Here is a 23,202-nt window from a genome sequence, read left to right as displayed (position 1 = left end):
CAGCTTCCGTGCAATGGCAAAGACGCCAGGTGCGGGTGGCTGCGATTTGGCGTCGTTCGAGCATCTAGTATCTTCACCATTGATAGTAGCTGTTTCGTTCCGCAACTGATGGCGTGGGCGGGAAAGCGTCGCCGATCTGCTATCCTATCGAAAAGCCCCGACCTGCAAGGAGGTCCCATGTTCGGAGACAACCTGGAGCGCATCGTCGCTGCTATCGAGAAGAACTACGAGGCCGACGAGATATTCTTCACGAAACCCGGGCGCCGGTTCCCCAGCCGCACGGCCATTAAGGGGCTCATCACCGAGCTGCGCCGCGTGCTGTTTCCCGGCTACTTCGGGCCCGAGATGCTGACGCCGTCCACGAGCCCCAGTTACTTCATCGGCCAGACGCTCATCGACATCGAGAGCGTGCTGCGCCAGCAGCTGATTTTGGCGCTTACCTATACCTCCGACGAGCGCGACGACCTCATCGGCAGCGGCAACCACCTGTGCGGTGGCTGCACGTCTGACACCATCTGCCAGCAAACGGCCGACATCTGCACGAAGTTCTTCGACGCCTTGCCGGAAATCCAGCGCACGTTGCTTACCGATGTGCAGGCGCTGTACGACGGCGACCCGGCGGCCGGTTCCAAGGAGGAGGTCATCTTCACCTACCCGGGCCTGTACGCCATTTACGTGTACCGCATCGCACACGTGCTGTATGAGCTGGGCGTGCCCATCATTCCGCGCGTGATGACCGAAATCGCCCACTCGTCCACCGGCATCGACATCGGCGCTGGCGCGACTATCGGCGACTACTTCTTCATCGACCACGGCACCGGTGTGGTGATCGGCGAGACCACCGTTATCGGCGAGCACGTGAAGTTGTACCAGGGCGTGACCCTGGGTGCGCTTTCCACGCGCGGCGGTCAGCGCCTGGCCGGCGTGAAGCGCCACCCCACCATCGAGGACGACGTGACCATTTACTCGAATGCCAGCGTGCTGGGCGGCGAGACGGTCATCGGCAAGGGCTCGGTTATCGCCGGCAGCACCTTCGTCACCTTCTCGGTGCCGCCGAACTCCCGCGTGTCGGTGAAGTCGCAGGAGATTTCCGTCCGTCAACCCGGCGAGCGCGACTAGAGTGCCTTTCCCGCATGCCTGACTGCCGGCGGCTTGGTTGCGGTGGCGGGCGGTGGGTTACACCCAATCTACACCCAGAGTTTTTTGAAGGCCCTGTGAACAGGGCCTTCTTGGGTGTTGACGGCATATTATGGACGAATATCATCATCATTCCGCGTTTGAGGACGCGGCGTTGCAACCGACTTACCAAAGGAGGGTAAGACCATGAAGAAGAACCTCTGGATCATCGCTATCGTGCTCGTTGCCGCCACCGTGGCTCTGCTGGGTGCGTGGCAGGCGCTGGGTCTCGGCCAGGCCGACGATGCCATCGTGACCGTGGGCGCTATGGGCTGGCTTGCCCTCGCGCTGATCGGCTTCGGCACCCTGGCCGCCGCCGACCCGTTCCGCACCCGCGCATAAAGCTGCGGCGCTCGTACGTCTTGCGGCCGTCCTTCGGGACGGCTGTTGTGCGTTCAGGAGGTTTTTCGCCGTGCTGCGAACGTCCCGACGATGATCGGCTTGCTTCACCGGCATCGAAGTCCGGGCCGATCTGTAGGGGCGGTCTTCAGGCCGCCCGCTTGCTCCCGTTGCTCGCGCTGCTCCTTCCATAATGCTATACTGCTAGCATTATGGAAGGAGCAGCTATGCCGAATGCTCAGATGAACTTTCGAATTGATGCCGAGTTGAAGCGCCGCGGCGACGAGCGGTTTGCCCGGTTCGGCTGCACGCCCTCGGAGGCTATGCGGCGACTCTACGAGTGCGCTGCCCGCTACGACGACGAGAGCGAGGGGCTGCTGCGGTCGCTTATCGGCACGGAGCCAAGCGCCAGCATGAGCGAAGGCGAGAAGCGCGCCCAGGCCATTACAGATTTTCTGGCATCGCTTCAGGCGCAACGCGAGGCACTGGGCATTCCGCCATCCGCCTCGCCTCAGGAGTTCTCCGACGAATATTGGGACAATCTTTTTTATGAGGCGAAGAGCGAAAGACTGGCTGAGAGGGGGCTCTGGTGACGGTTGCAGAGAATGCCATTGTTGTGGACAAAAACATCTGGCTTGATTTCTATCTGAAAGAACGTCCCCTTCACGAGGAGGCTGCTCGCTTCATTCGTACTGCGGAGGAATACGATGCCCATTTGGGAACTCCAGCAGATGCCCCCAACGAGGTTTTCTATATCGTGGGCAAGTATCTGAAGCAAACGGTGCGTGAAAACGGAGGCACGGTTGACGAGCGCACGGCGCGCGGCATAAACGACTTCGCCTGGAGCTGCGTGGACCATATGACCGATCTGGCTGTTTCGATCCCCATGGACGATCGCACGGCGTGGCTGGCCCGGCACTATCGTGATGTCACCTCCGACTACGAGGACGGCGCGGTGCTCGCCGCTTGCGAGCTTTGCAAGGCTCGCTACCTGGTCACCCACGACAAAGGGTTGGCCGCCCGTGCCAGCATTCCCGCGAAAACCGCTGCCGAAATGGCTGACCTCATAGCCCACGCCCATCGCCGCTAGGGCTATAGAGATGCCGCGGCTCACCCTCGCCCAGTGAGGGCGTTTCCTTCGGCAACTTTATCTATAATCGAACGAAATTCCTAATGAGTAGTTTTACTCAATACACTGAGTAAAACTACTCATTAAAAGAGGAAGAGCGTTCGCCGACAGGTTCAAGAAGCAGCTCTCCGTCGTCGAGTTTCTCCTGCAGGTAGTTGCGGAAATAGGGGAGATCGAACCCTACGACACCGCGCGCCCGTTTGCCGATGACTCCGGCGTCGATGAGCCGCTTGCGGTATTGTGCCACGAGCGAAGACGAGCGTCCGAGCCTCTCGATGAGGTCGGCGATGCGGCTGTCTCCTTCATCCTCCAGCATAGCGGCAACAAAGCGCAAATCGCCGGGAGATAGCTCGGCGAAGGTGGCATCCAGGATGCGATAGGTCATCTCCTGCTGTGCAATGGCGGCGCCTCGCGCGAAGTCGGATGCGCCGAGCACCTCGGATTTGGGGTTCTCGTCCCAGGCGTAGTAGCCGACAAGCTGCAGCATGAAGGGAAAGCCACCGATGGATTCTGCCGCCGCCGCCAACGCCGTCGCATCAACGCTGCGGTTGCCCGCTTGGGCCGTGCGTACGAGGGCTGCGGAAACCTCGCTATCGGGAATGCGATCGAGCACCATGCGGTTCGAGCGCCGGAGAAACGACACGGTCTTGTTGTTGAGCAAAGACGAGATGTTATGGGGCAACCCGGCCATGAGGAGTGCCACCTTGCGGCCTTCCCGGACAAAGTGCTGGTAGACTGCGGCGAGGTGAACCATTTCGTCGAGCGTCGGATCAACTTCGTCAACAGTGAAGAGCACGCCAATTCCCTGCGGTGAGAGCTGGTCGAATATATCGTCCATGCGTGACCGCCAGTTACTGCGCGGTGCCTCGCCTTCCGATATGGACAGAGATATGACGTCGGGAATTCCCACGCTCGCGATGGAGAGGTTGCTTTCGAGATCGATGAGATGGGCGGTATTGCGGCGCAGCTGTATTTCCGCGTCGCCGAGCATGCCGGGCAGCGCCGTGATGTTCACGGAGATCCATCCGCTTTCCTCTGCCAGATCGGCAAGATGGGAGAGGAGGGCCGTTTTTCCCGTGCCGCGGGCGCCGGAGAAGAGCGTTGTCAGCTCGGGGCGGCGCCGCTCGCTGAGAAACGCCCGCGAACACGCGTCGATAATCTCACGTCGGCCGGCAAGGTAGACGGGAATTTCTCCAAAACTAGGGGTAAAGGGATTCTCCTCAATGCTCATGGCGCTTCCTTCTAAGTTCTTCTAAGGAGTTCTAAGTTTTGCTAAGTTTTACTAAGTTTATCTAAGTTCTTCTAAGGAGTTCTAAGTTCCACTAAGTTTCTCGGTTTGATGCGAGATCGGTGATGGCGCGGGCCCTGAGATTTCCCATGCGTGCGAGCATGGGCGCAGTGTCGCTGACCGTTGAGAGGTGCCGTGCGGGGCGTATGTTACCAATTGGAAATACGGCGCGCGTTACCTTGTATCAGTTGATCCTCAACAGGAAAGAGAGAGCTATGGGGCGTTTAACGGTAGAACCCGCGGCGCGAGCCGACGGGCGGATGGGAGAGTTCGTCGAGGCGTTCGCGCGCCGCGTCGAAGCCATGCCGCCGGGGCAGTGCCCGGTGGGGATGGTGCTGGGGCAGCTGCAGGCGAGCATGGTGCAGACGTGCGGCAAGTGCACGCCGTGCGCTCAGGGCATGCCGAAGATCGCGGCGCTGCTGCGCGACGTGGCGGAGTTCCGTGCCACCAAGGCGACGGTTGATGCGATTCGCGCCAAGGCCACGCTGCTGCGCGACACGGCTGACTGCGCGGTGGGCTGGCAGGCGGGTGCGATGGTGCTGGCCGGGCTCGACGCCTTCGCCGACGAGTTCGCCAGCCATGTTGGGGCGGGTGAGTGCGCGCCCGGCACGCGTCAGACGGTGCCCTGCGTTACCCAGTGTCCGGCTCACGTGAACGTGCCGGCCTACATCGCCCTGGCCGAGGAGGGCCGCGCGGCCGAGGCCGTGAAGATGATTCGCAAGGACAACCCGTTCCCGACGGCCTGCGCCCTGGTGTGCGAGCATCCGTGCGAGGAGCGCTGCCGCCGCACCATGGTGGACGCGCCCGTGAACATTCGCGGCATCAAGAAGTACATCGTGGACACTATGGCCGCCGATGCCGTGGAGACCCCCGCGCCGTTGCCCGCCACCGGCAAGCGCGTTGCTGTGGTGGGCGCCGGTCCCTCTGGCCTTACTTGCGCTTACTTCCTGGCTCTGATGGGGCATAAGGTGGTGGTGTACGAGCGCCGCGACCGTTTGGGGGGCATGATGCGCTACGGCATTCCCTCGTACCGATTGCCGCGCGAGCGTCTGGATGAGGATATTCGCGCGGTGCTGAATGCCGGCGATATCGAGGTGCGCACGGGCTGCGATATACAGACGGACCAGATGAAAGAACTGACCGAGGAATACGATGCCGTGTATGTGGCCGTTGGCGCGCAAGGTGGCAAGACGCTTTCCATCGAAGGCGCCGACGCGGCCGGCGTCATGAGCGCGGTGGATGTGCTGGAGGCTATCGGCGACGAGCGTTACCCCGACTTCACGGGCAAGAACGTGGTGGTCATCGGCGGCGGCAACGTGGCCATGGACTGCGCCCGCACGGCCATTCGGGCCCATGCGTCCTCGGTGACCGTGGCCTATCGTCGCCGACTGGAGGACATGACCGCCCTGCCCTCTGAGGTGGAGGCCGCCATGGCCGAGGGCGTCGAGATGATGTGCCTGCAGGCGCCGGCTCGCATCGAGGTAGGCGAAGGTGGCCAGGCTACGGCTCTCGTCTGCCAGCCCCAGCGCATCGGTGCGGTGCGTGGCGGCCGCCCCACTCCCGTGGCTGCCAGCAGGCCGGAAGTGCGGCTTGCGGCTGACCTGATCATTATCGCCGTCGGCCAGGCTATCGAGTGCGCGCCGTTCAGCGAGTTCGGCATGGAGCACGACCGGACGTACCTGTGCGCCGACGAGTACCTGCGGGCCCCGGGCCTCAGCGGCGTTTTCGTGGGCGGCGACTGCCAGTGGGGTCCCAAGACCGTCATCATGGCCATCGCCGCGGGCAAGACGGCCGCGGCCAACATCGATCACGAGCTTGGGTTCCACCACGAGCTGGACTGCGGCGCCACCGTGCCACCGGCACGTCCCAACGATCGGACGGCCTACGGCCGCGTGCAGGTAGCCGAGCGCCCGGCGTGCGAGCGCAAGCACGATTTCGAGGGCGTGGAGGTTCCGATAACCGATGAGGAGGCGGCTCAGGAGTGCCGCCGCTGCCTGCGTTGCGACGTGTACGGCATAGGCGCGCTGACCGGAAGGGGGCTTGAGGCATGGTAACCATCACGTTGAACGGCCGCGCAGTGGAGGTGGCCGAGGGCTCCACGCTGCTTGAGGCCGCCACGGTCGCGGGCGTTAACATTCCCACGCTGTGCTATTTGAAGGACCTGAACTGCATCGGCTCGTGCCGGGTGTGCCTGGTGGACGTGGAAGGTGCGGGCCTGGTGGCGGCGTGCAATACCGCTGCAGCCGAGGGCATGGTGGCGCGCACCGATACCCCGCAGGTGGCTGCGGCGCGCCGGGCGAACCTGCAGGCTATCATGGACGACCATCGGGCGCTGTGCGCCACCTGCGTGCGTCAGGACACCTGCGCGCTGCGCGATCTGGCAAGCCGGTTCAACCTGCAGGATGCCGGCGAGGCCCTGCCCGCGCCAAAGCCGTGGGATGCCGATTTCCCGCTGCAGCGCGATAGCAGCAAGTGCATCAAGTGCATGCGCTGTGTGGCCATCTGCGACAAGGTGCAGCACTGCGGCGTGTGGGACTTCACCGGCACCGGCCCCTCGATGAAGGTGATCGTGCGCGACAATCTGCCCATTGCCGATGCTGGCTGCGCGCTGTGCGGCCAGTGCATCACCCACTGCCCCACGGCTGCCCTTACCGCCCGCGACGACGTGAGCCGTATCATGGATGCCATTCTGGATCCGACCGTGGAAACCGTGGTGCAGGTGGCGCCGGCTGTGCGCGCCGCCTGGGGCGAGGGCGTGGGGCTTTCCCGCGAGGCGGCCACCCCGGGTCGTCTGGCCGCGGCCCTGCATGCCGTGGGTTTCGACAAGGTGTTCGATACCGATTTCGCGGCCGACCTCACCATTATGGAAGAGGGCAGCGAGTTCGTGGAATTCCTGGGGTCCGACAAGCCGCGCCCCATGTTCACCAGCTGCTGCCCGGGCTGGGTGCGCTTCGTGAAGCTGCACTATCCCCAGTTCACCGCTCAGCTTTCCAGCGCCAAATCGCCCCATCAGATGCTGGGCGCCGTGGTGAAGAATACCCTGGCGGCCGAGGCTTCCGAGGCGGGTAAGCGCCTGTTCGTGGTGTCCATCATGCCTTGCGTGGCGAAGAAGTACGAGTGCGACGTGCCCCAGCTGGCCACCGAGGCCGATGCCGACGTGGACGCGGTGCTCACGGTGCGCGAGTTCAACCGCCTTCTGCGTATGGTGGGCGTGAACTGCGCGAATCTGACCGAGACCCCCTTCGACAACCCGCTGGGGCTGTCCACCGGCGCAGCCACCATCTTCGGGCGCACCGGCGGCGTGATGGAGGCGGCCCTGCGCTCGGCGGCCTTCCTCATCACCGGCGAGAACCCCGATTTCAGCGTGTGCGACACCACCGATGCCACGCCGGAGACCCCGTGGATTTCCCGCGAGCTGACGGTGGGCGACGCCACGGTGCGCATCGCCGTGGCCAGCGGCTTGGAAAACACGGCGAAGCTGCTGGATGCCTTGGAGTCGGGTGAGGCGGCCTTCGACTTCGTCGAGATCATGGCTTGCCCCGGCGGCTGCGTGGGCGGTGGCGGCCAGCCCATCGCATTCAACTGCGAGCTGGCCAGCGACCGTGCGGGCGTGCTGAACCGCCTGGACGCCGGCGACACCCTGCGTTATTCCCACGAGAACCCCGATATCGCGCAGCTGTATGCCGACTGGATCGGCGAGCCGCTCTCCCACACGGCCCACGAATGGCTGCACACCGATCAGGAGATGTGGCAGATCTAGCAACGAGGGCGGGCAAACCCGCTGAAGGGGCGGGACGGGAAGCAACGCCGGCGTCCCGCCCCCTGCATTTCGGAAAGGAGGATGCGCCATGGCAGATAACGTAACGTCGCTCGTCGAAAGCTTGGCTGCCGGGCGCTCCCTTTCCGCGGACGAATACGAGCGGCTTGTTGCCGCCCGCACGCCCGCGCTGGCCGCCGAGCTGGCCGGCCGCGCTCGCGAGGCGTGCGAGCGCGTGTACGGCGACGCCGTGTTCGCCCGCGCGCTCATCGAGGTCAGCAACGTGTGTCGCAACGACTGCTACTACTGCGGCATCCGGCGCAGCAACCGAGATTGTGCGCGCTATCGGATGAGCGCCGAGCAGGTTATGGCCTGCGCCCAGGAGGCCTGGCGCGCGGGCTTTCGCACCTTCGTGCTCCAGGGAGGGGAGAGCCCGGTCCTCACCGATGCGTGGCTGTGCTCCTTGGTGCGCGATTTGAAGGCGGCGTTTCCCGGCTGCGCGGTTACGCTGTCGGTGGGAGAGCGGTCGCGCGACAGCTACCGGCGTCTGAGGGAGGCGGGTGCCGATCGCTACCTGCTGCGCCACGAGACCGCCACCCCCGCCCATTACCGGCAGCTGCATCCCGCCCCCATGAGCTTCGATGCCCGCATGGCGTGCCTGAGAAACCTGCGCGCGCTCGGTTACGCCGTGGGCGTGGGCTTCATGGTAGGCTCGCCTTTCCAAACGCCGGCCCGCATCGCCGCCGATTTGAAGTTCATGGAGCAGTTCAAACCCGAGATGTGCGGCATCGGTCCCTTCGTTCCCCATCACGGGACTCCCTTCGCGAACGAAGAGGGCGGCACGGTAGAGCTCACCTGTTACCTGCTTTCCCTGATTCGGCTTATGCGACCCGCAGTGCTGCTGCCGGCCACGACGGCTCTGGAGGCGCTCGCGCCTGACGGCCGCGAGAAGGGCATCCTCGCCGGGGCCAACGTCGTGATGCCGAACGTGTCGCCACCCGAGCTCCAGGGTGATTACGCGCTCTACGACGGCAAGCCCTGCTCGTCGGCCGGTGCGGCTCGCAAGTGGGCCGACCTGGCGGCGAAGCTCGTATCCCTGGGGCGGCGCCTCGTGGTGGACCGCGGGGACCCCAGGGCTTCTTCCAGCTAGAGTTCCCTGCGACTTCCGGGCGGCGAGCATCCCTTCCGCCGGGCTCCTTGCCGGTCCGTCTGGTCGCTTCCGATTCCCCTCCCGTGCCCGCTGTTTGTCCCATGAAAGAGAACCCTCATGACTCGCTATGATGTGCGCTCACCCCATGCCGACGAGTTCATCAATCACGAGGAAATCCTCGACACCTTGGCCTATGCCGAGGCGCACAAAAACGACGCCGCTCTGGCGCGCTCCATTTTGCAGAAGGCTCGCGCCAACCTGGCGCCGGCCCACGACCACGGCACAACGCTCACCCACCGCGAGGCGAGCGTACTTCTGGCGTGCGACGATGCCGCGGTGAACGCCGAGATACGCCAGCTCGCCCGCGATATCAAGCAGGCCTACTACGGCAACCGCGTGGTGCTGTTCGCGCCGCTGTACCTTTCCAACTGGTGCGTGAACGGCTGCCTGTACTGCCCCTATCATGCAAAGAACCGCGACATTCCGCGTCGCAAGCTCACCCAGGAGGAGATTCGCGCCGAGGTGGTGGCCCTGCAGGACATGGGCCACAAGCGCCTGGCCGTGGAGGCGGGGGAAGACCCGCGTCACAATCCGCTGGACTACATTTTGGAAAGCCTCCAGACCATTTACTCCACCAAACATGAAAACGGCGCCATCCGCCGTGCGAACGTGAACATCGCTGCCACCACCGAGGACGCGTACCGCCAGCTGAAGGCGGCGGAAATCGGCACGTACATCCTGTTCCAGGAGACCTACCACCGCACGCGCTACGAGGCGCTGCACCCTACCGGGCCCAAGGCCGACTACGCCTGGCACACCGAAGCCCACGATAGGGCCATGGCCGCCGGCATCGACGATGTGGGGCTGGGCGTGCTGTTCGGGCTGGAGGGCTACGCCTACGAGTTCGCCGGGCTGCTCATGCACGCCGAGCATCTGGAGGCGGTGTTCGGGGTGGGGCCGCATACCATCAGCGTGCCCCGGGTGCAGCCGGCCATGGACATCGATCCTGGTGCCTTTGAAGGCGGCATTCCCGACGAGATGTTCGAGAAGATCATCGCGCTCATTCGCATTGCCGTACCCTATACGGGCATGATCATCTCGACGCGGGAGGCGGCCGATCTGCGCGCGCGGGCGCTGCAGCTGGGCGTGTCGCAGATTTCCGGCGGCAGTCGTACCAGCGTGGGCGGCTATACCGACGAGCAGCGGCCGCGCGACACCGAGCAGTTCGACGTGTCCGATACGCGCACGCTGGACGAAGTGGTGGGATGGTTGATGGACGAGGGGCATATTCCCAGCTTCTGCACCGCGTGCTACCGCGCCGGCCGCACGGGCGACCGCTTCATGGAGTTCTGCAAGAGCGGGCAGATCAGCAGCTTCTGCGTGCCGAACGCCCTGCTAACGTTGGGTGAGTACCTGTGCGACTACGCCAGTCCTGCCGTGGCGGAGAAGGGATGGAAGATGATCGACGCCGAGCTCGCCCGCGTCCCCGACGACCGTCGGCGCGCTGTGGCTGCCGACTGTCTCGCTCGCATTCGCGCCGGAGAACGCGACTTCCGCTTCTAACCACCCTGAGATCCTTCGACTTCGGCCTTACGGCCTCCGCTCGGGATGACATAAGGGTGCGATTCCGCCCCCCTCCCGCATCATCCTGAGCGGAGCGCAGGGCGCCCGCCCCGCGGAGCCGAAGGATTCCCCCAACCCAAAGGAGCCCCATGTCTCTAAACGATACCCCCTCCGGAGAGCGCACACACATCGTCTTCTTCGGGGTGCGCAACGCCGGTAAGTCAAGCCTGGTGAACGCATTGGCGAACCAGACCGTCTCGGTGGTGTCCGATGTGGCCGGCACCACCACCGACCCGGTGCGCAAGGCCATGGAACTGGCGGCCGCCGGCCCGGTGCTCATCGTTGACACTCCGGGCATCGACGATGCTGGCGACGTGGGCGACCTGCGCGTTCAGCGGGCTGAGGCTGCACTGAACGAGGCCGATGTGGCTGTGCTGGTAGTGGACGCCGCTCGCGGTCTCACCTCTTTCGACGACCAGCTCCTTGCCGCCTTCCAAGCGAGACACATCCCCTACGTTGTCGCCGAGAGCAAGACCGACTTGCTTGCGGAAAGCGAGCGCCCCGGCGACGGGGATCCTTCGCTGTCCTTGCCACTCGCGGTGGAGGGCGAATCGAACATCGGCGATGCTCGGGAGAGCGTCGGACGCGATGCCGTGGTGTCCTGCGAAAGCGACCGTGCTTCTGCCCCGAGCGCCCGTGTGCGCGTATCGGCGCGGACGGGAGAGGGGCTGGGCGACCTGAAACATGTCCTCGCCGCCCTGGCCGCCGGCACGGCGGGGGAGCGCCGCCTGGTGGCCGATCTACTGGCACCAGGTGATGTAGTGGTGCTCGTCATCCCGCTGGACTCTGCTGCGCCCAAGGGCCGCATCATCCTGCCTCAGCAGCAGGTGCTGCGCGACGCGCTGGAAGCCGGCGCCTTCCCCTGCGCCACGAGCGTCGAGGGACTGCCCCAGCTTTTGGGCACGCTGACGTGCCCGCCGCGCCTGGTGGTGACCGATTCCCAGGCGTTCGGGCGCGTGGTCGAGCTCCTGCCGGCATCGGTGCCGCTCACGTCGTTCTCCATCCTCATGGCCCGCTACAAGGGCGACCTGCCCGCACAGCTTCGGGCCGTGCGCGCCCTGGAGAACCTGATCGACGGCGACATGGTGCTCGTTGCCGAGGGCTGCACCCACCACCGTACTTGTGAGGACATCGGCACGGTGAAGCTGCCCCAGTGGATTCGCGAGATCAGCGGCGCGAACCCGCAGTTCGCATTCACCTCGGGTCGCGATTTCCCCGACGACCTGGCTTCCTATGCCGCCGTTGTCCACTGCGGCGGCTGCACCCTGAACGCCCGCGACATGGCCTCCCGCATCCAGCGCGCCCGCCACCAGGGCGTTCCCATCACCAACTACGGCATGGTCATCGCTCGCGCCCACAATATCCTCAACCGCGCTCTTAAGCCCCTCTCCTAACGGTCTCGCTACGCTCTCGTTCCGCTCGGCGAAGTCTGTCGGTGACAGAAAGAGCCCTCTTGGCGCACGTTTCTCGACTTATATAGACATTCGAAGAGGCGGTGCTGCACGTTTTGCGACTTATATAGGCTCAATAGCCGCTCTCAGCGTTTCGAGCGTCTATATAAGTCGCAAAATGCGCACGGACACGCCCGGAATTGTCACGACTGGCGAATTCCGCAACCTAAGTCAAGGGAAGGCACGGCAGGCGCTAGAGGAACTTCGTCTCGTCCAGTTTGCGGAGGAACCAGTCGTTCAGGCGGATGACGGGGCGGCGTAGCACGAGGCCCAGGATGAGACTGGGTACCAGAAAGGCGGCCAGCAGGCCCATCTGCGCCAGGTAGTGGTTGCCGTAGATGCCGGCCATGGCGCCCTCCAGAGCGGGCATGGAATGAGCGAAGGGCAGCCAGGGATAGATGGCCTGGAACAGCGGGCTGGACAGCATCTGCACGGGCATGAGGCCGCCGGCACCGCCCAGCTGCAGCACCAGCCCGATGATGGCGATGGCCTTGCCGATGTTGCCGAACGACACCGTCAGGGTGTACACCAGGTTCGTGCACACCACCGAGGTGAGGCAGCATGCGGCCAGGTACAGCCAGAAGTGCTGGCATTCGACACCCAGGAAGAATACGTTGCCCAGGCCCACGATAAGTGCCTGGGCTAGCCCCAGCAGCGCGAACACGCCGTAACGGCCCAGGTACAGCTCGGCTTGGGTGGGGCGGCGCCCGTAGCGTTGCCCGAGCGCCTCCTGCTGCTCGACAGGCACCTGCACGCTCATGAGCGCCACCATGAAAATGGCGCCGATCCACAGGCAGAGCGAGGTGTAGAAGGGGCTCATGGCGCTGCCGTTGTCGGCCATGGCGTACACGGCGTGGCGCTCGAGGTGAGTGGGCGCGGCCAGGAACTGGGCGATGGCGTCGGGGTTGTCGCCGATGATGCGACGCACCTCGTTAATGTCGCCGGTGTCCAGCGCGTGCTGCAGGTCGTCACGTGCCTGGGCCAGGTCGTTCGCGGCCTGGTGCAGCGTGTCGGCGGTGGTGCGCAGCGAGCTTTCGGCGGCGGAAAGGCTGTTGCCCAGCGAGCCGGCCGAGGAGCTGAGGCCCGTGGCGGTGTCGCGCAGCGACTGGGCGAGCGAGGTGGTGTCGTCGCCCACCTGGCCTAAGCTGGTGGCCAGGGATTCCAGCTCGCCCTTCAGCTGGTCGCGATAGGTGCTTTGGGATTGGTTCAGCGTGTCGTGGGCCTGCTGCAGGGCCTGTTCGGCCTTGGCGCGGGCGTCTTCCAGAGTCTGCGCATCGCCGCCGATGGCGTTCTCGGCGTCTTGCAGGCTGGCATCCAGCGTGCCCAGGTCGGCGATGGCGGCGTTGATGGCCACTGCGGCCGCGCTGCCCGGCGCCACGGCTGCCACCTGGTCGCGCATGGTGGCGTAGGCGCTCTGCAGGCCCTGCACGTCGTCGCGGGCGGCCTGCAGCACGGCCTTCGCCGCAGCCGGATCGTTCTTCATGGAGACAAAAGCCTGGTTCACGGCCTGGGTTACGGCATCGTAGCTGTCGTTGGCGTTCTTCAAGGCCTCGTCAGCCGCATCGGTGGCACCGGCGAGGGCCTTCTGCGAGCTGTCCAGTGCATCGCGGGCCTCGCCTATCAGCGGCGCTGTGGCATCGGGCGCCTTCCCCGCCTCGTCCAGCATGGCGGAGGTGGCGTTCACCAGCGAGGCGGTGGACTGCATGAGGTCGGCGTAGGAGGTGGCCTGGTCGGCGGCGGCGCTCACCTCGGCCACGGCGCCGTCGATGCGCGCGACCAGGGTGCGCCCGTAGGTGAGAATGCCCTCACCGCTCATGAACGATGTGAGCGACGAGGTGGTGTCGAGCGCCACCGAGGCCACGGTTTTCGTGAACGTCTCATCGATGGTCTCCTGCAGAGTGGACGCACCCGTGGAGGTAACGCGCTGGGCAATGGCGTTCTCTTTCTCGTTGCTGTAGTAGACGATCTTCGAGTCGGTGATGTGGCCTGAGAACACCGTCATCAGGTCGGCGGAAAACGACTTCGGAATCACCATGGCGGCGTAGTAGGCGCCCGACTTCACGCCCTCGATGGCCTCATCCTCGCTGACGAACTGCCAGTCGAACTGGTCGTTAGCCCGCAGGGTGCTGATAATCTGCTCGCCCGCGTTAATGCGGGTGGGTATGAGATCGGATTGGTAACCCTCGTCGACTGAGGCCACGGCCACCTTGATGTTGCCCGTGTTCGCGTACGGGTCCCAGAAGCCCAGGGTGGTGAACCACGCGTACAGCGGAGGCACCAGTACCAGGCCCACCACCACGATGGCGGCGATAACGTTGCGGAACAGGTTGCGCACATCGCCGGCGAAAATGGCGCCGATCATCCTCATGAGGCATCACCGCCTGCCCGCTGGGAGACTTTCTGCTGCAGATCGTCCAGGCTCAAGTTCGCCAAGGCCTGCTGATGAGCCAGGCTGGTGTTCAGATAGCTGATGACGATAAGGTACAGGTCCACCACGATGATGCCCGCCACCATGGCCACCAGCATTTCCACACGCGTGTCCACGTCGGCGTGCACCAGCACCATCACGGCGAAGGTGATCAGGGGTTGGGCCACCAGTGCCACCCAACCCAGCCGGCGCAGCCGTGGGTACAGGCGCTGGAAGCGCTCGGCGCGGGCGGCCAGCTTCGTGCGGAAGGCCTCGGTGTCAAGCAGGGCGCGCATCAGGGTGCGCATGCGGAAGCGCACGGGGCTGTTGGCGGCGTTCTGTGCGGCGGTCGAGGTGACCGGTTCGGCCAACAACAGGTGGGTGGCCCGCAGCTTCTCGTCGAACATCAGGGTGAGGTTGAAGTCGCACCGACCGATGCCCAGGCCGATGAGAAAGCCCAGTGGCACGAACACCAGGCCTAAGAACAGCATGTCCTTCAGGTAGTTCAGCCCATAAAACCCTCCGATGGCCTCGCGCATGGCGTCGATGGAGTAGGTGAAGGGCAGAAGGGGGTGAATGGCCTGGAAGAAGGCTGGCATCATTTCCACGGGGAACATGCCCGACGAACCGGGAATCTGCATGATGAGCAGGATAACCGCCAGGGCCTTCCCAATGTGGCGACAGGCGTACGCCAGGGCATACATCAGGTTCACATCCACGAACACCGTCAGCAGCCCGGCGCCGATGAAGGCCGCCGGGCTCTCGCATTGGATGCCCATCAGCACGTCGCCCGCGCAGCAGATGAAGCCCTGGATCAGGCCCACCACCACGTAGAACAGCCAGCGCCCGAAGTAGGCCTGGGTGGCGGTGAAGCGCGGTAGACCTGTGGGGTCCACGCGCATCTTCACGATGGCCATCAGCACGAAGCCGGCCACCCACAGCGCCAGGTTCGTGAAAAACGGCGCCACGCCGCTGCCGTAGTTCTTCACCGGGTACACCAGCTGGGTGTCCAGCGTGACGGGGGCGGCCATGAAGGCACCCACGTCGGCCGGGTCGGCCTTCAGGTAGCGGGCCAACTGCTCCACGGTGGCGGAGCTTTGCAGCGCCTCCAGGTCGGACAGCGATCGGGCCAGGGTGTCCTCCATGCCGGTCAGCGATTCCGCGGTGGAGCCGAGTGAGGTGAGCGAGCTGCCCAGGGTGCTGTTCAGCTCCTGCAGCACCGCCCGCGCCTCGGCCAGCGAGGGGGCAAGCCCGGCCAGTGCCCCCTTCAGGGTGCCGCAGGCGTTCACCAAGCTGTCCAGACTGCTGGTGATGGAGGGCAGAATGGTCGATTGGAAGGTGGCGGCCGTCTGCTGAATGGTGGCGGCCCCGGTACGCGCCGCCTCGTCCACCGCCGTCGCTTCCGATTCCAGACCGGTGGCCGTGGAGGCCAGGGCGTCGTTGGCTTGGCTTAAGGCCGTCACGGTGGCGGTCAGCTTGGCGTTGGCCTCGCGGGCTTCGTCAAGCGCCTGGGTCAGGGCGGTGCTCGGCGAGGCAGCGGCCTGGGCCTCAAGGTCGGCCACGAGTTTTTGGTTGGCAGTCAGCAGGGCGTTGGCCTCGGCGAGCGCCGCTGTCGTGTCGGTATGGGCTTGGTTCACAGCCGCCGTGACCGTACCCAGGGCACGCTGGGCCTGGGTGGCAGCCTCGCCCAGCTTCAAGGCGCTGTCGGTGGCCTGCTGGGCCAGCGACGATCCGTAGCTGCTCACGGTGCCGCGCGTCTGTTCCAACAGCGTTTGCGATTCGTCGACGGCCTTCTGCAGATGGGGTATCTTTTCTTGCAGGCTGGCCAGCGTGGCATCGGCCTTGGTTGCGGCATCGCGGGTCGCGCTCACCGTGTCCTGCAGGCCGGTGATGGTGGTGCGCGCCTCGCCCACGGTGGCGTGGGCGCTGCGGATGCCCGCAGTCAAGCTGCCTTCGGCGTCGTCGGCCTTCGCCTCGGCGTAGTCGCCAGCGTCCTGGGTGGTCTCCACCACCTTCTCCGCTACAGTTTTCACGAAGTTCTCGTTGATGGCCTTCTCGACGGCGTTGGCCCCGGCATCCATCACCTTTGGCGCGATGGACGAGGGCTTCTCGTTCACATAATAGTCCAGGGTGGGTTGGGTGAAATCGCCCGTCAGCACGCTGGCGAAGTCGCGGCTGAAATCGGCGGGGATCACGATGGCGGCCCAGTAGCGCCCCTCGTACACGCCGTTCACGGCGCTGTCGGCATCGGTGAACTCCCAGCCCAGGTCGTGGTTGTCGTGCAGGTCGGCCACCACCTGGGCGCCTACGTCAAGCTTGCCAGTCTCGGCGCTTTCGAAGCCGGTATCTTCGTTGGCCACGGCTACCTTCATGGCGGCGGTGTTGCCGTAAGGGTCCCAATTCGCAGCCACTACGTACCAGGCGTAGGCCGAGGGGATAATCGCCATACCCAGCACCACCAGCAGCGCCACGGGGTTGCGCGCCACCCGGCGCACGTCCCGCGCGAAAATGGCGAAGATAACCGAAAGATATGTCCAGACGCGCCTCAGCATGGAAAAATTATCCCGCGGCTCATGAATGGGCGGCTGGGCACGTGGCGTTTGTCACCGCGTTGTGGCTGTCAGTTCGCCTTCTCGTACACCAGCGCGCCGTCGTCAGCCGTGTGCCGGCGCGCCCAACCCGTGTCGGCCAGGTATTCCAAGTAACCGAAGGTGGTGGCCACCCGGCGCGACCGCATGCCGTTGGCGAGGCCGGCCAGGCCGCCGGGCAGGTGACGGCACGATGCCGCGGCGGTGGCGTAAATGGTGACAGGGCCCTGCTCAGCCACGATGGCACGGGTTTTCTCCAGGGGCTTCTCGTAGGTGGTCGCAATGCGGTCGATCAGCCGCACAATGTCGTCGGTGCTGCTCAGCGCTTCATGATGGCTTAAGTACACGGTGCGCAGCCCGCTGTTTCGCAGCATATGCAGGCTTTCCAGATACCGGCGCAGCAGCTGCTGGTCGCGTTGGAACTGCATAACGCCCGGCGTGGCCACGATGATGTGGTCGCCGGCGAACAGGATACCCCGCTCGGGTTCCAGCAGGCAGCGATGCTCGAAGGTGTGACCGGGGGTTTCCAGTACTTCCAGGTGATAGCCGCCGTAGTCCAGACTGTCGCCAGCGTCCACTTCGCGCACAGTGGGCAGCGCCTCGTACAGCGGGTTGTCCTTTCCCAGCAGCATGGCTACGAAGGCGTCCAGGGCCGTATCCTGCACCGCGGCCGCTCCGGTTTCCTGCAGGAAGGCCTGCACGTTGCGCGGGTCGTAGGGGTCGCACGCGCCGCGCATCAGCCCCCGTGCGCCTTGGTGCAGGCAATAGGGCACGTTGCCGGTATGATCGTCGTGCAGGTGGGTGAGGAACACGTCGACAGTCTCCCAGGGCGTGCCAGTTTGGGCCAGCAGATCGTCCAGGAAGGTCATGCCGCACAGATCGTAGTGGCCCGTGTCGATGAGCAGCGCCTGCTTGCCGGGCTCGATGATACTGTACAGGTCGATGCGGTCGCAGAAGTGGAAGCCGTCCAATGCGAACGAGCACCAGAACAGATGCGGGGCGATTTCGCGTCCCTGAGCTTGGGTAACGGCTGTGACGCGGGGGTAGCGCACCGGCAGCTTATGGGACTGCCCGGCACAGTCGCGGTAGGTGACGGTCTCGCCGGTGTGGGGCTGGTCGAGCCATGCCAGGGTGTTGGAGGGGTCGCTCATAGGTTGTTCCTCGGAGGGGTCGAACAGGTTGCCACGGGAGCACTGCGTGCCAGTATAGGCGTCTCGGTGGCGCGCCTTTGGAGAATCGCCGAAATGAGGGGCGCTGCGGCGCAGGATTTTTCCCTACTGGCCTACACTGGCACCGTACGAAAAAGCCAGAAAGGAGGCCGATGGTGGCCGACCGCAATATTGAAAACGACAGCCAGGAGGTGCCCGAGATTCCCGAGGAGCTCGAGCGCGTGCTGGTGTTCTCGCTGGACGAGGCCAAGGAGCGCATGGAGGCGGGTCAGGATCTCATTCCGTTCACGGCTCTTATCGTGAAAGAGAATCTGTTCCTGGAAAGCCATCCGGGCGACGACGCCGAGCAGTGCTTCGCCGCCGCCGAGCACACCGTACGCGGTGCGCGCGGGGCGGGCGCCTACGCGTTCTGCTACGACGGTTACATCGAGACCGACGACGGCGTGAAGGACGCCATCATTGCCGAGGGCGGCCAGCCGGGCGTCGATACGGGTTACGCCGTGGCCTACCTGTACACCCAGGATGGCGAAGGCGCCTACACCTTCGAGGCCGAGCCGGCCTACATCGGCGAGGCTCCCAACTTCATGGAGGCCCTGAAGGAGCCGGTTGCCTACACCGACGACGAGATCGACGAGAAGTACGCCGACGACGAGGACGAGGGCGGCCACGAGTGCTGCGGCGCCCACGACCACGCCGCCGATGCTTGCGGCTGCGGCTGCACCGAGGCCGACGAGGGAGAGGAGTAGCTGTCAGGGCTCTCCGACTCTGCCGCCAAAATCCGGGGGTTTGGTATCCGAATCCCCGGATTTCGTAAAATGCGACCTGGGCTTTTGTAATCACTGGGTACCAAATCCTTGAATTTTGGGGTACCAAACCCCTCGATTTTGACGTGTCCGAGGGAGCCGGAAGGCGCCCGAATGCAGCGCCAAGAAAAGAAGTGGCGCGACGAAGAGGGGTACTTCGCCGCGCCGGAGGAGGGGGTAATGCGACATCGAGTGCCGCATTCTGCTTTCAAGGGGTATGAAGCAGAGCGATGGAAGCAGGGGAACTTCCGAATCGCTGATACGAATAATAAAGCAAGACTTGTTTTATGTTGAGTAATATGCATGGCTTTGAGCGAGAACGGCATGGTTTTGGCGGTGAAGTGCACTCCAATGCCGAGAAAGGCCCGCTCACCCCTACGAAAACCCCGTTCGCCCCGCACAGGAAGTCGCGGCGGCAGTTCGTGAATTCCTGTATCATGGGGGGACATTCTCTGTGGAAAGGAATTCCCCATGGCCGATATCGCGCTGCGTTTCTTCAAGGACATGCTCGTTCTCTCGTCGCCGGTGGATGCGGCCTTGCGCCGCCAGGGCATTAATGGCGCCCGCGAGCAGATGCTCACGCTGCTGCTGGAGCCGGAGACCATCGAAGAGGCCTATCGCCTGGAAGTAGTGGCAGGCCCCCAGTGCCTCGTGCTGCCCACGGCGTTGCTTACGCCTGCTCGTTTGGCCGAGCTGGGCATGAACGGCAAGGGCGATGAGCTGGCCCAACATGCCCTGCAGGCGGTGGAGGCCTTTAAGCCCCAGCACGTGCTGGCGGAAATCGGCCCGTGCGGCCTGCCGCTGGACGCGTCTTCAAAGGCATCGCTGGTGGAAAACCGCGACCAGTACGCCCGGGCGGCCCATCTGTTCGACGGCACGGCGGTGGATGCCGTGTTCCTGAACGGCTTCGCTGCGGCCGACGACTTGAAGTGCGCCCTCATGGGGGTGCGCAAGGCGTGCGATCTTCCCGTGTTCGCCTCGGTGGATGTAACGGCCGACGGCGCGCTGGCATCGGGTCGGGGCACCTTGGCCGAGGCGGTGGACGTCATGGTGGAATTTGGCGCGGCGGTGGCGGGCTTTACCACGCTGGCCGAGCCGACGGTTGCGACGGCCCTGGCCGCCTCGGTGCGCGATCACTTGGCAGCTCAGGGGGCTGACTTGTGCGTGCTGGCCTCGCTGGTGGTGGGCGATCGCAACTCGAAGCAACAGGGCCCCACGGCCGAGAACCCCTATTGCACTGCCGATACCATGATGGCCGCTGCGGCCGACCTGCGTGCTGCGGGGGTGCAGTTCCTGCGCGCCGCCGGCGATGCCACGCCGGCGTACACCGGCGTGCTGGCCGCCACCGTGGCAGGACAGGATGTGGTCGTAGGGTAGTCGTTCTTGGACCATTTCCTTTGCCCATGGGGGCGCGGCGGGGCGTGTGCTCGGCCGCGCAGACCCTGTCATGTCGCGAGGGAGGGGTGGCTGCGCTCTGGAAACCTGAGTCGTCGGCCGCGAGAAAACCTGCGCTACTGACAGGGCGTCACCTTTAATCGAAAAAATTTCTGTTCTTTTTCGAGTTGTAAAAACACAACTTGTTCGGTTGAACTCGAACGCCCAGGCGAGTACTATATGTATCCGCCGCAAGAACAACTAACCACAAGATATAGTGTTTTAAGCGGTGAATAACCTGTGGAAAGCTTGTTGGAAAAACAATCGAAAACACGGGTTTACCCCCTCAGAAACAGCGAATGCCGGCGATGGGGAAAACATTGCCGGGCTTCTGCATGTTGTGGTTGGCACAGCGCGGAAACGTGACAGACGAAAGGAAGAAAGCGGTTATGGTTAAAACCATCATCAAGCGCGACGGGCGCACGGCGGAGTTCCATCCCCAGAAGATCGCCGACGCGGTGGAGAAGTCGTTCCAGGCTTGCGCGGCCATGCAGGATCGCGCCACCGCCGAGCAGATCGCCGCGACGGTCGTCGAGAAGCTTGAGAGCGGAGCCATCGAGGGCACGCCCACGGTTGAAGGCGTGCAGGATCTGGTGGAGGAGACCCTCATCGAGTCCGGCTTCGTGCAGACCGCCAAGGCCTACATTCTGTACCGCGCCGAGCGCAGTCGCGTGCGCGATGTGAACTCCCGCCTCATCCAGACGCTGAAGGACATCACCTTCTCGAAGGCCGCCGACTCCGACATGAAGCGCGAGAACGCCAATATCGACGCCGACACCGCCATGGGTACCATGCTGAAGTACGGCTCGGAATCGGCCAAGCAGTTCTACGAGATGTGCGTCATCGATCCGCGCTACGCCAAGGCGCACCGCGAGGGCGACATCCACATCCACGACATGGATTTCTACACGCTGACCACCACCTGCTGCCAGATTGAGCTGCGCAAGCTCTTCAAGGGCGGCTTCTCCACCGGCCACGGCGTGCTGCGCGAGCCCAACGACATCTCCAGCTACGCGGCCTTGGCCTGCATCGCCATCCAGTCGAACCAGAACGACCAGCATGGTGGCCAGTCGGTGTGCGACTTCGATTACGGCCTGGCCGTGGGCGTGCGCAAGACCTTCCGTCGCCTGTTCAAGAAGCACATCGCCGAGGGCATCGATCTGCTGACCGACATCGCCGACGATCGCGACTTCGCCGAGAACATGCTCGCCCGCATCGAGGAGGAGACCGGCACCATCGCCTCGTTGGAGATGGCCCCCGCCTTCCGCGCCGCCGTGGTGAGCGCGCTGGTGGAGGCCGGCACCGATGAGGCCACGGCCGACCGCATCGTGGCCTACGCCGAGAAGAACGCCTCCCGCGACACCGACCGCCAGACCTTCCAGGCCATGGAGGCTTTGGTGCACAACTTGAACACCATGCACTCCCGCGCCGGCGCGCAGACGCCGTTCAGCTCGGTGAACTACGGCATGGACACAAGCCCCGAGGGCCGCATGGTCATCAAGAACATGCTGCTGGCCACCGAGGAGGGCTTGGGCTCCGGCGAGACGCCCATCTTCCCCGTGCAGATCTTCCGCGTGAAGGAAGGCGTGAACTACAACCCCGAGGACCCGAACTACGACCTGTTCAAGCTGGCCATGCACTGCTCGGCCAAGCGTCTGTTCCCGAACTTCAGCTTCCTGGACGCGCCGTTCAACGCCCAGTACTACAACGGCACCCCCGAGAGCGAGATCGCCTACATGGGCTGCCGCACCCGCGTGATGGGCAACCTGTACGACCCCGACCGCGAGATCACCCCCGGTCGCGGCAACCTGTCCTTCACCTCCATCAACCTGCCCCGCCTGGCCATCCGCGCCAAGGGCGACGTGGACCTGTTCTTCGATCTGCTCGATTCCAAGCTGCAGCTGGTGACCGGCCAGCTGGACGAGCGCTTCGAGATTCAGGCGCGCAAGAAGGTGTACAACGCGCCGTTCCTCATGGGCCAGGGCGTGTGGATCGATTCCGAGAAGCTGAAGCCCACCGACGAGCAGCGCGAGGTGCTGAAGCACGGCACGCTGACCACTGGATTCATCGGCCTGGCCGAGTGCCTGGTGGCGCTGACGGGCCAGCATCACGGCCAGTCGCCCGAGGCGCAGCGCCTGGGCCTGGAGATCGTGGGCCACATGCGCTCCTACTGCGACCGCATCTCGAAGGAGCGCGGCATGAACTACACGCTCATCGCCACGCCCGCCGAGGGCCTGTCCGGCCGTTTCGTGCGCATCGACCGCGAGCGCTACGGCGTCATCCCCGGCGTGACCGACCGCGACTACTACACCAACGGCTTCCACGTGCCGGTGTACTTCGACATTTCCGCCTACGACAAGATCGCCCTGGAGGCGCCCTACCACGCGCTCACCAACGGTGGACACATCAGCTACATCGAGCTGGACGGCGACCCGTCCGACAACCTGGAGGCCTTCGAGAGCGTCATCCGCTACATGAAGGACTGCGGCATGGGCTACGGTTCGGTGAACCACCCGGTCGATCGTGACCCGGTGTGTGGCTACAACGGCATCATCGAGGACGTGTGCCCCAAGTGCGGCCGCACCGAGGACGAGCATAACCAGCCCTTCGAGCGCATTCGCCGCATCACGGGCTACCTGGTAGGCACGCTGGACCGCTTCAACGACGCCAAGCGCGCCGAGGAGAGCCAGCGCGTGAAGCACGACGTGCCGACGAGCGAGTAAGCAACGCGAACGCACACAGCTGAGCCCGAGGGCCGTCCCGTAAGACGGCCCTCTTTTGTTTGTCTGCGCTGTTTGCGACGCCGGGAACGACCTGTGAAACTTTACATTCCCTTTACCGGTGGATTACTTGGGGCGCTCACAGGCACGGCATACTGCGTGTTCGTT

16 protein-coding genes are annotated in these 23,202 nt (G+C 64.4%); 12 read left to right on the top strand and 4 right to left on the bottom strand.

Annotation, left to right across the window (positions count from 1 at the left end; all coding sequences use genetic code 11):
- The first annotated feature begins 177 nt into the window (after positions 1–177).
- The 4 genes from VIN30_RS01610 to VIN30_RS01595 all read left to right on the top strand — a co-directional run bounded on the left by VIN30_RS01610 (position 178) and on the right by VIN30_RS01595 (position 2,605).
- The gene (locus tag VIN30_RS01610) at positions 178–1,119 is read left to right on the top strand and encodes a serine O-acetyltransferase (RefSeq protein WP_326424820.1); all 942 of its coding nucleotides are present in this window, start codon (positions 178–180) and stop codon (positions 1,117–1,119) included.
- 204 nt (positions 1,120–1,323) lie between these two features.
- Complete coding sequence (locus VIN30_RS01605; RefSeq protein WP_326424819.1) at positions 1,324–1,518, top strand: hypothetical protein; 195 nt, start codon at positions 1,324–1,326, stop codon at positions 1,516–1,518.
- A 224-nt stretch (positions 1,519–1,742) separates the two neighbouring features.
- Positions 1,743–2,108, top strand: a complete 366-nt coding sequence (locus VIN30_RS01600) for a hypothetical protein (protein ID WP_338208746.1) — start codon at positions 1,743–1,745, stop codon at positions 2,106–2,108.
- The gene (locus tag VIN30_RS01595) at positions 2,105–2,605 is read left to right on the top strand and encodes a type II toxin-antitoxin system VapC family toxin (RefSeq protein WP_338208744.1); all 501 of its coding nucleotides are present in this window, start codon (positions 2,105–2,107) and stop codon (positions 2,603–2,605) included. The genes VIN30_RS01600 and VIN30_RS01595 overlap by 4 nt, the downstream gene beginning before the upstream one ends.
- A gap of 115 nt (positions 2,606–2,720) precedes the next feature.
- On the opposite strand, the gene VIN30_RS01590 is transcribed toward VIN30_RS01595, so the two are convergent.
- Positions 2,721–3,875, bottom strand: coding sequence for a winged helix-turn-helix transcriptional regulator (locus VIN30_RS01590; protein ID WP_338208742.1), 1,155 nt, complete (start codon positions 3,873–3,875; stop codon positions 2,721–2,723).
- 272 nt (positions 3,876–4,147) lie between these two features.
- Here VIN30_RS01590 and VIN30_RS01585 point away from each other — a divergent pair, with 272 nt between their 5' ends.
- The 5 genes from VIN30_RS01585 (at position 4,148) to VIN30_RS01565 (ending at position 11,856) form a co-directional block, all read left to right on the top strand.
- Complete coding sequence (locus VIN30_RS01585; RefSeq protein WP_338208740.1) at positions 4,148–5,986, top strand: NAD(P)-binding protein; 1,839 nt, start codon at positions 4,148–4,150, stop codon at positions 5,984–5,986.
- Positions 5,980–7,692 carry a [FeFe] hydrogenase, group A gene (locus VIN30_RS01580; RefSeq protein WP_338208738.1) on the top strand — a complete coding sequence of 571 codons (1,713 nt, stop codon included), beginning with the start codon at positions 5,980–5,982 and terminating at the stop codon, positions 7,690–7,692. The genes VIN30_RS01585 and VIN30_RS01580 overlap by 7 nt, the downstream gene beginning before the upstream one ends.
- A gap of 88 nt (positions 7,693–7,780) precedes the next feature.
- The gene (hydE, locus tag VIN30_RS01575; RefSeq protein WP_338208735.1) at positions 7,781–8,839 is read left to right on the top strand and encodes a [FeFe] hydrogenase H-cluster radical SAM maturase HydE; all 1,059 of its coding nucleotides are present in this window, start codon (positions 7,781–7,783) and stop codon (positions 8,837–8,839) included.
- A gap of 117 nt (positions 8,840–8,956) precedes the next feature.
- Positions 8,957–10,402: a [FeFe] hydrogenase H-cluster radical SAM maturase HydG gene (gene hydG, locus VIN30_RS01570; protein ID WP_338208733.1), complete on the top strand. Its 1,446-nt coding sequence runs from the start codon at positions 8,957–8,959 to the stop codon at positions 10,400–10,402.
- A gap of 149 nt (positions 10,403–10,551) precedes the next feature.
- Positions 10,552–11,856, top strand: a complete 1,305-nt coding sequence (locus VIN30_RS01565; RefSeq protein WP_338208731.1) for a GTP-binding protein — start codon at positions 10,552–10,554, stop codon at positions 11,854–11,856.
- A gap of 250 nt (positions 11,857–12,106) precedes the next feature.
- On the opposite strand, the gene VIN30_RS01560 is transcribed toward VIN30_RS01565, so the two are convergent.
- From VIN30_RS01560 to VIN30_RS01550, 3 genes are all read right to left on the bottom strand, one after another.
- Positions 12,107–14,281, bottom strand: coding sequence for a YhgE/Pip domain-containing protein (locus VIN30_RS01560; RefSeq protein WP_338208729.1), 2,175 nt, complete (start codon positions 14,279–14,281; stop codon positions 12,107–12,109).
- Positions 14,278–16,872: a YhgE/Pip family protein gene (locus tag VIN30_RS01555; protein WP_338208727.1), complete on the bottom strand. Its 2,595-nt coding sequence runs from the start codon at positions 16,870–16,872 to the stop codon at positions 14,278–14,280. Before VIN30_RS01555 ends, VIN30_RS01560 begins: the two co-directional genes overlap by 4 nt.
- Positions 16,873–16,940: 68 nt before the next feature.
- Positions 16,941–18,059, bottom strand: a complete 1,119-nt coding sequence (locus VIN30_RS01550) for an MBL fold metallo-hydrolase (protein WP_338208725.1) — start codon at positions 18,057–18,059, stop codon at positions 16,941–16,943.
- 170 nt (positions 18,060–18,229) lie between these two features.
- On the opposite strand from VIN30_RS01550, the gene VIN30_RS01545 reads away from it, so the two are divergent.
- The 3 genes from VIN30_RS01545 to VIN30_RS01535 all read left to right on the top strand — a co-directional run bounded on the left by VIN30_RS01545 (position 18,230) and on the right by VIN30_RS01535 (position 23,037).
- A complete protein-coding gene (locus VIN30_RS01545; protein ID WP_338208723.1) occupies positions 18,230–18,823 on the top strand; it encodes a hypothetical protein in 594 nt (197 codons plus the stop codon).
- Between the two features lie 528 nt (positions 18,824–19,351).
- Positions 19,352–20,257, top strand: coding sequence for a homocysteine S-methyltransferase family protein (locus VIN30_RS01540; protein ID WP_338208721.1), 906 nt, complete (start codon positions 19,352–19,354; stop codon positions 20,255–20,257).
- A 446-nt stretch (positions 20,258–20,703) separates the two neighbouring features.
- Complete coding sequence (locus VIN30_RS01535) at positions 20,704–23,037, top strand: anaerobic ribonucleoside triphosphate reductase (protein ID WP_338208719.1); 2,334 nt, start codon at positions 20,704–20,706, stop codon at positions 23,035–23,037.
- Positions 23,038–23,202 lie beyond the last annotated feature (165 nt).

Source organism: Adlercreutzia wanghongyangiae (genome assembly GCF_035989245.1).
In the GTDB taxonomy this organism is placed as follows: Bacteria; Actinomycetota; Coriobacteriia; order Coriobacteriales; family Eggerthellaceae; genus Adlercreutzia; species Adlercreutzia wanghongyangiae.
Note: the sequence above shows the minus strand (reverse complement) of the source record. Positions and strands in the feature narration are given on the sequence as shown.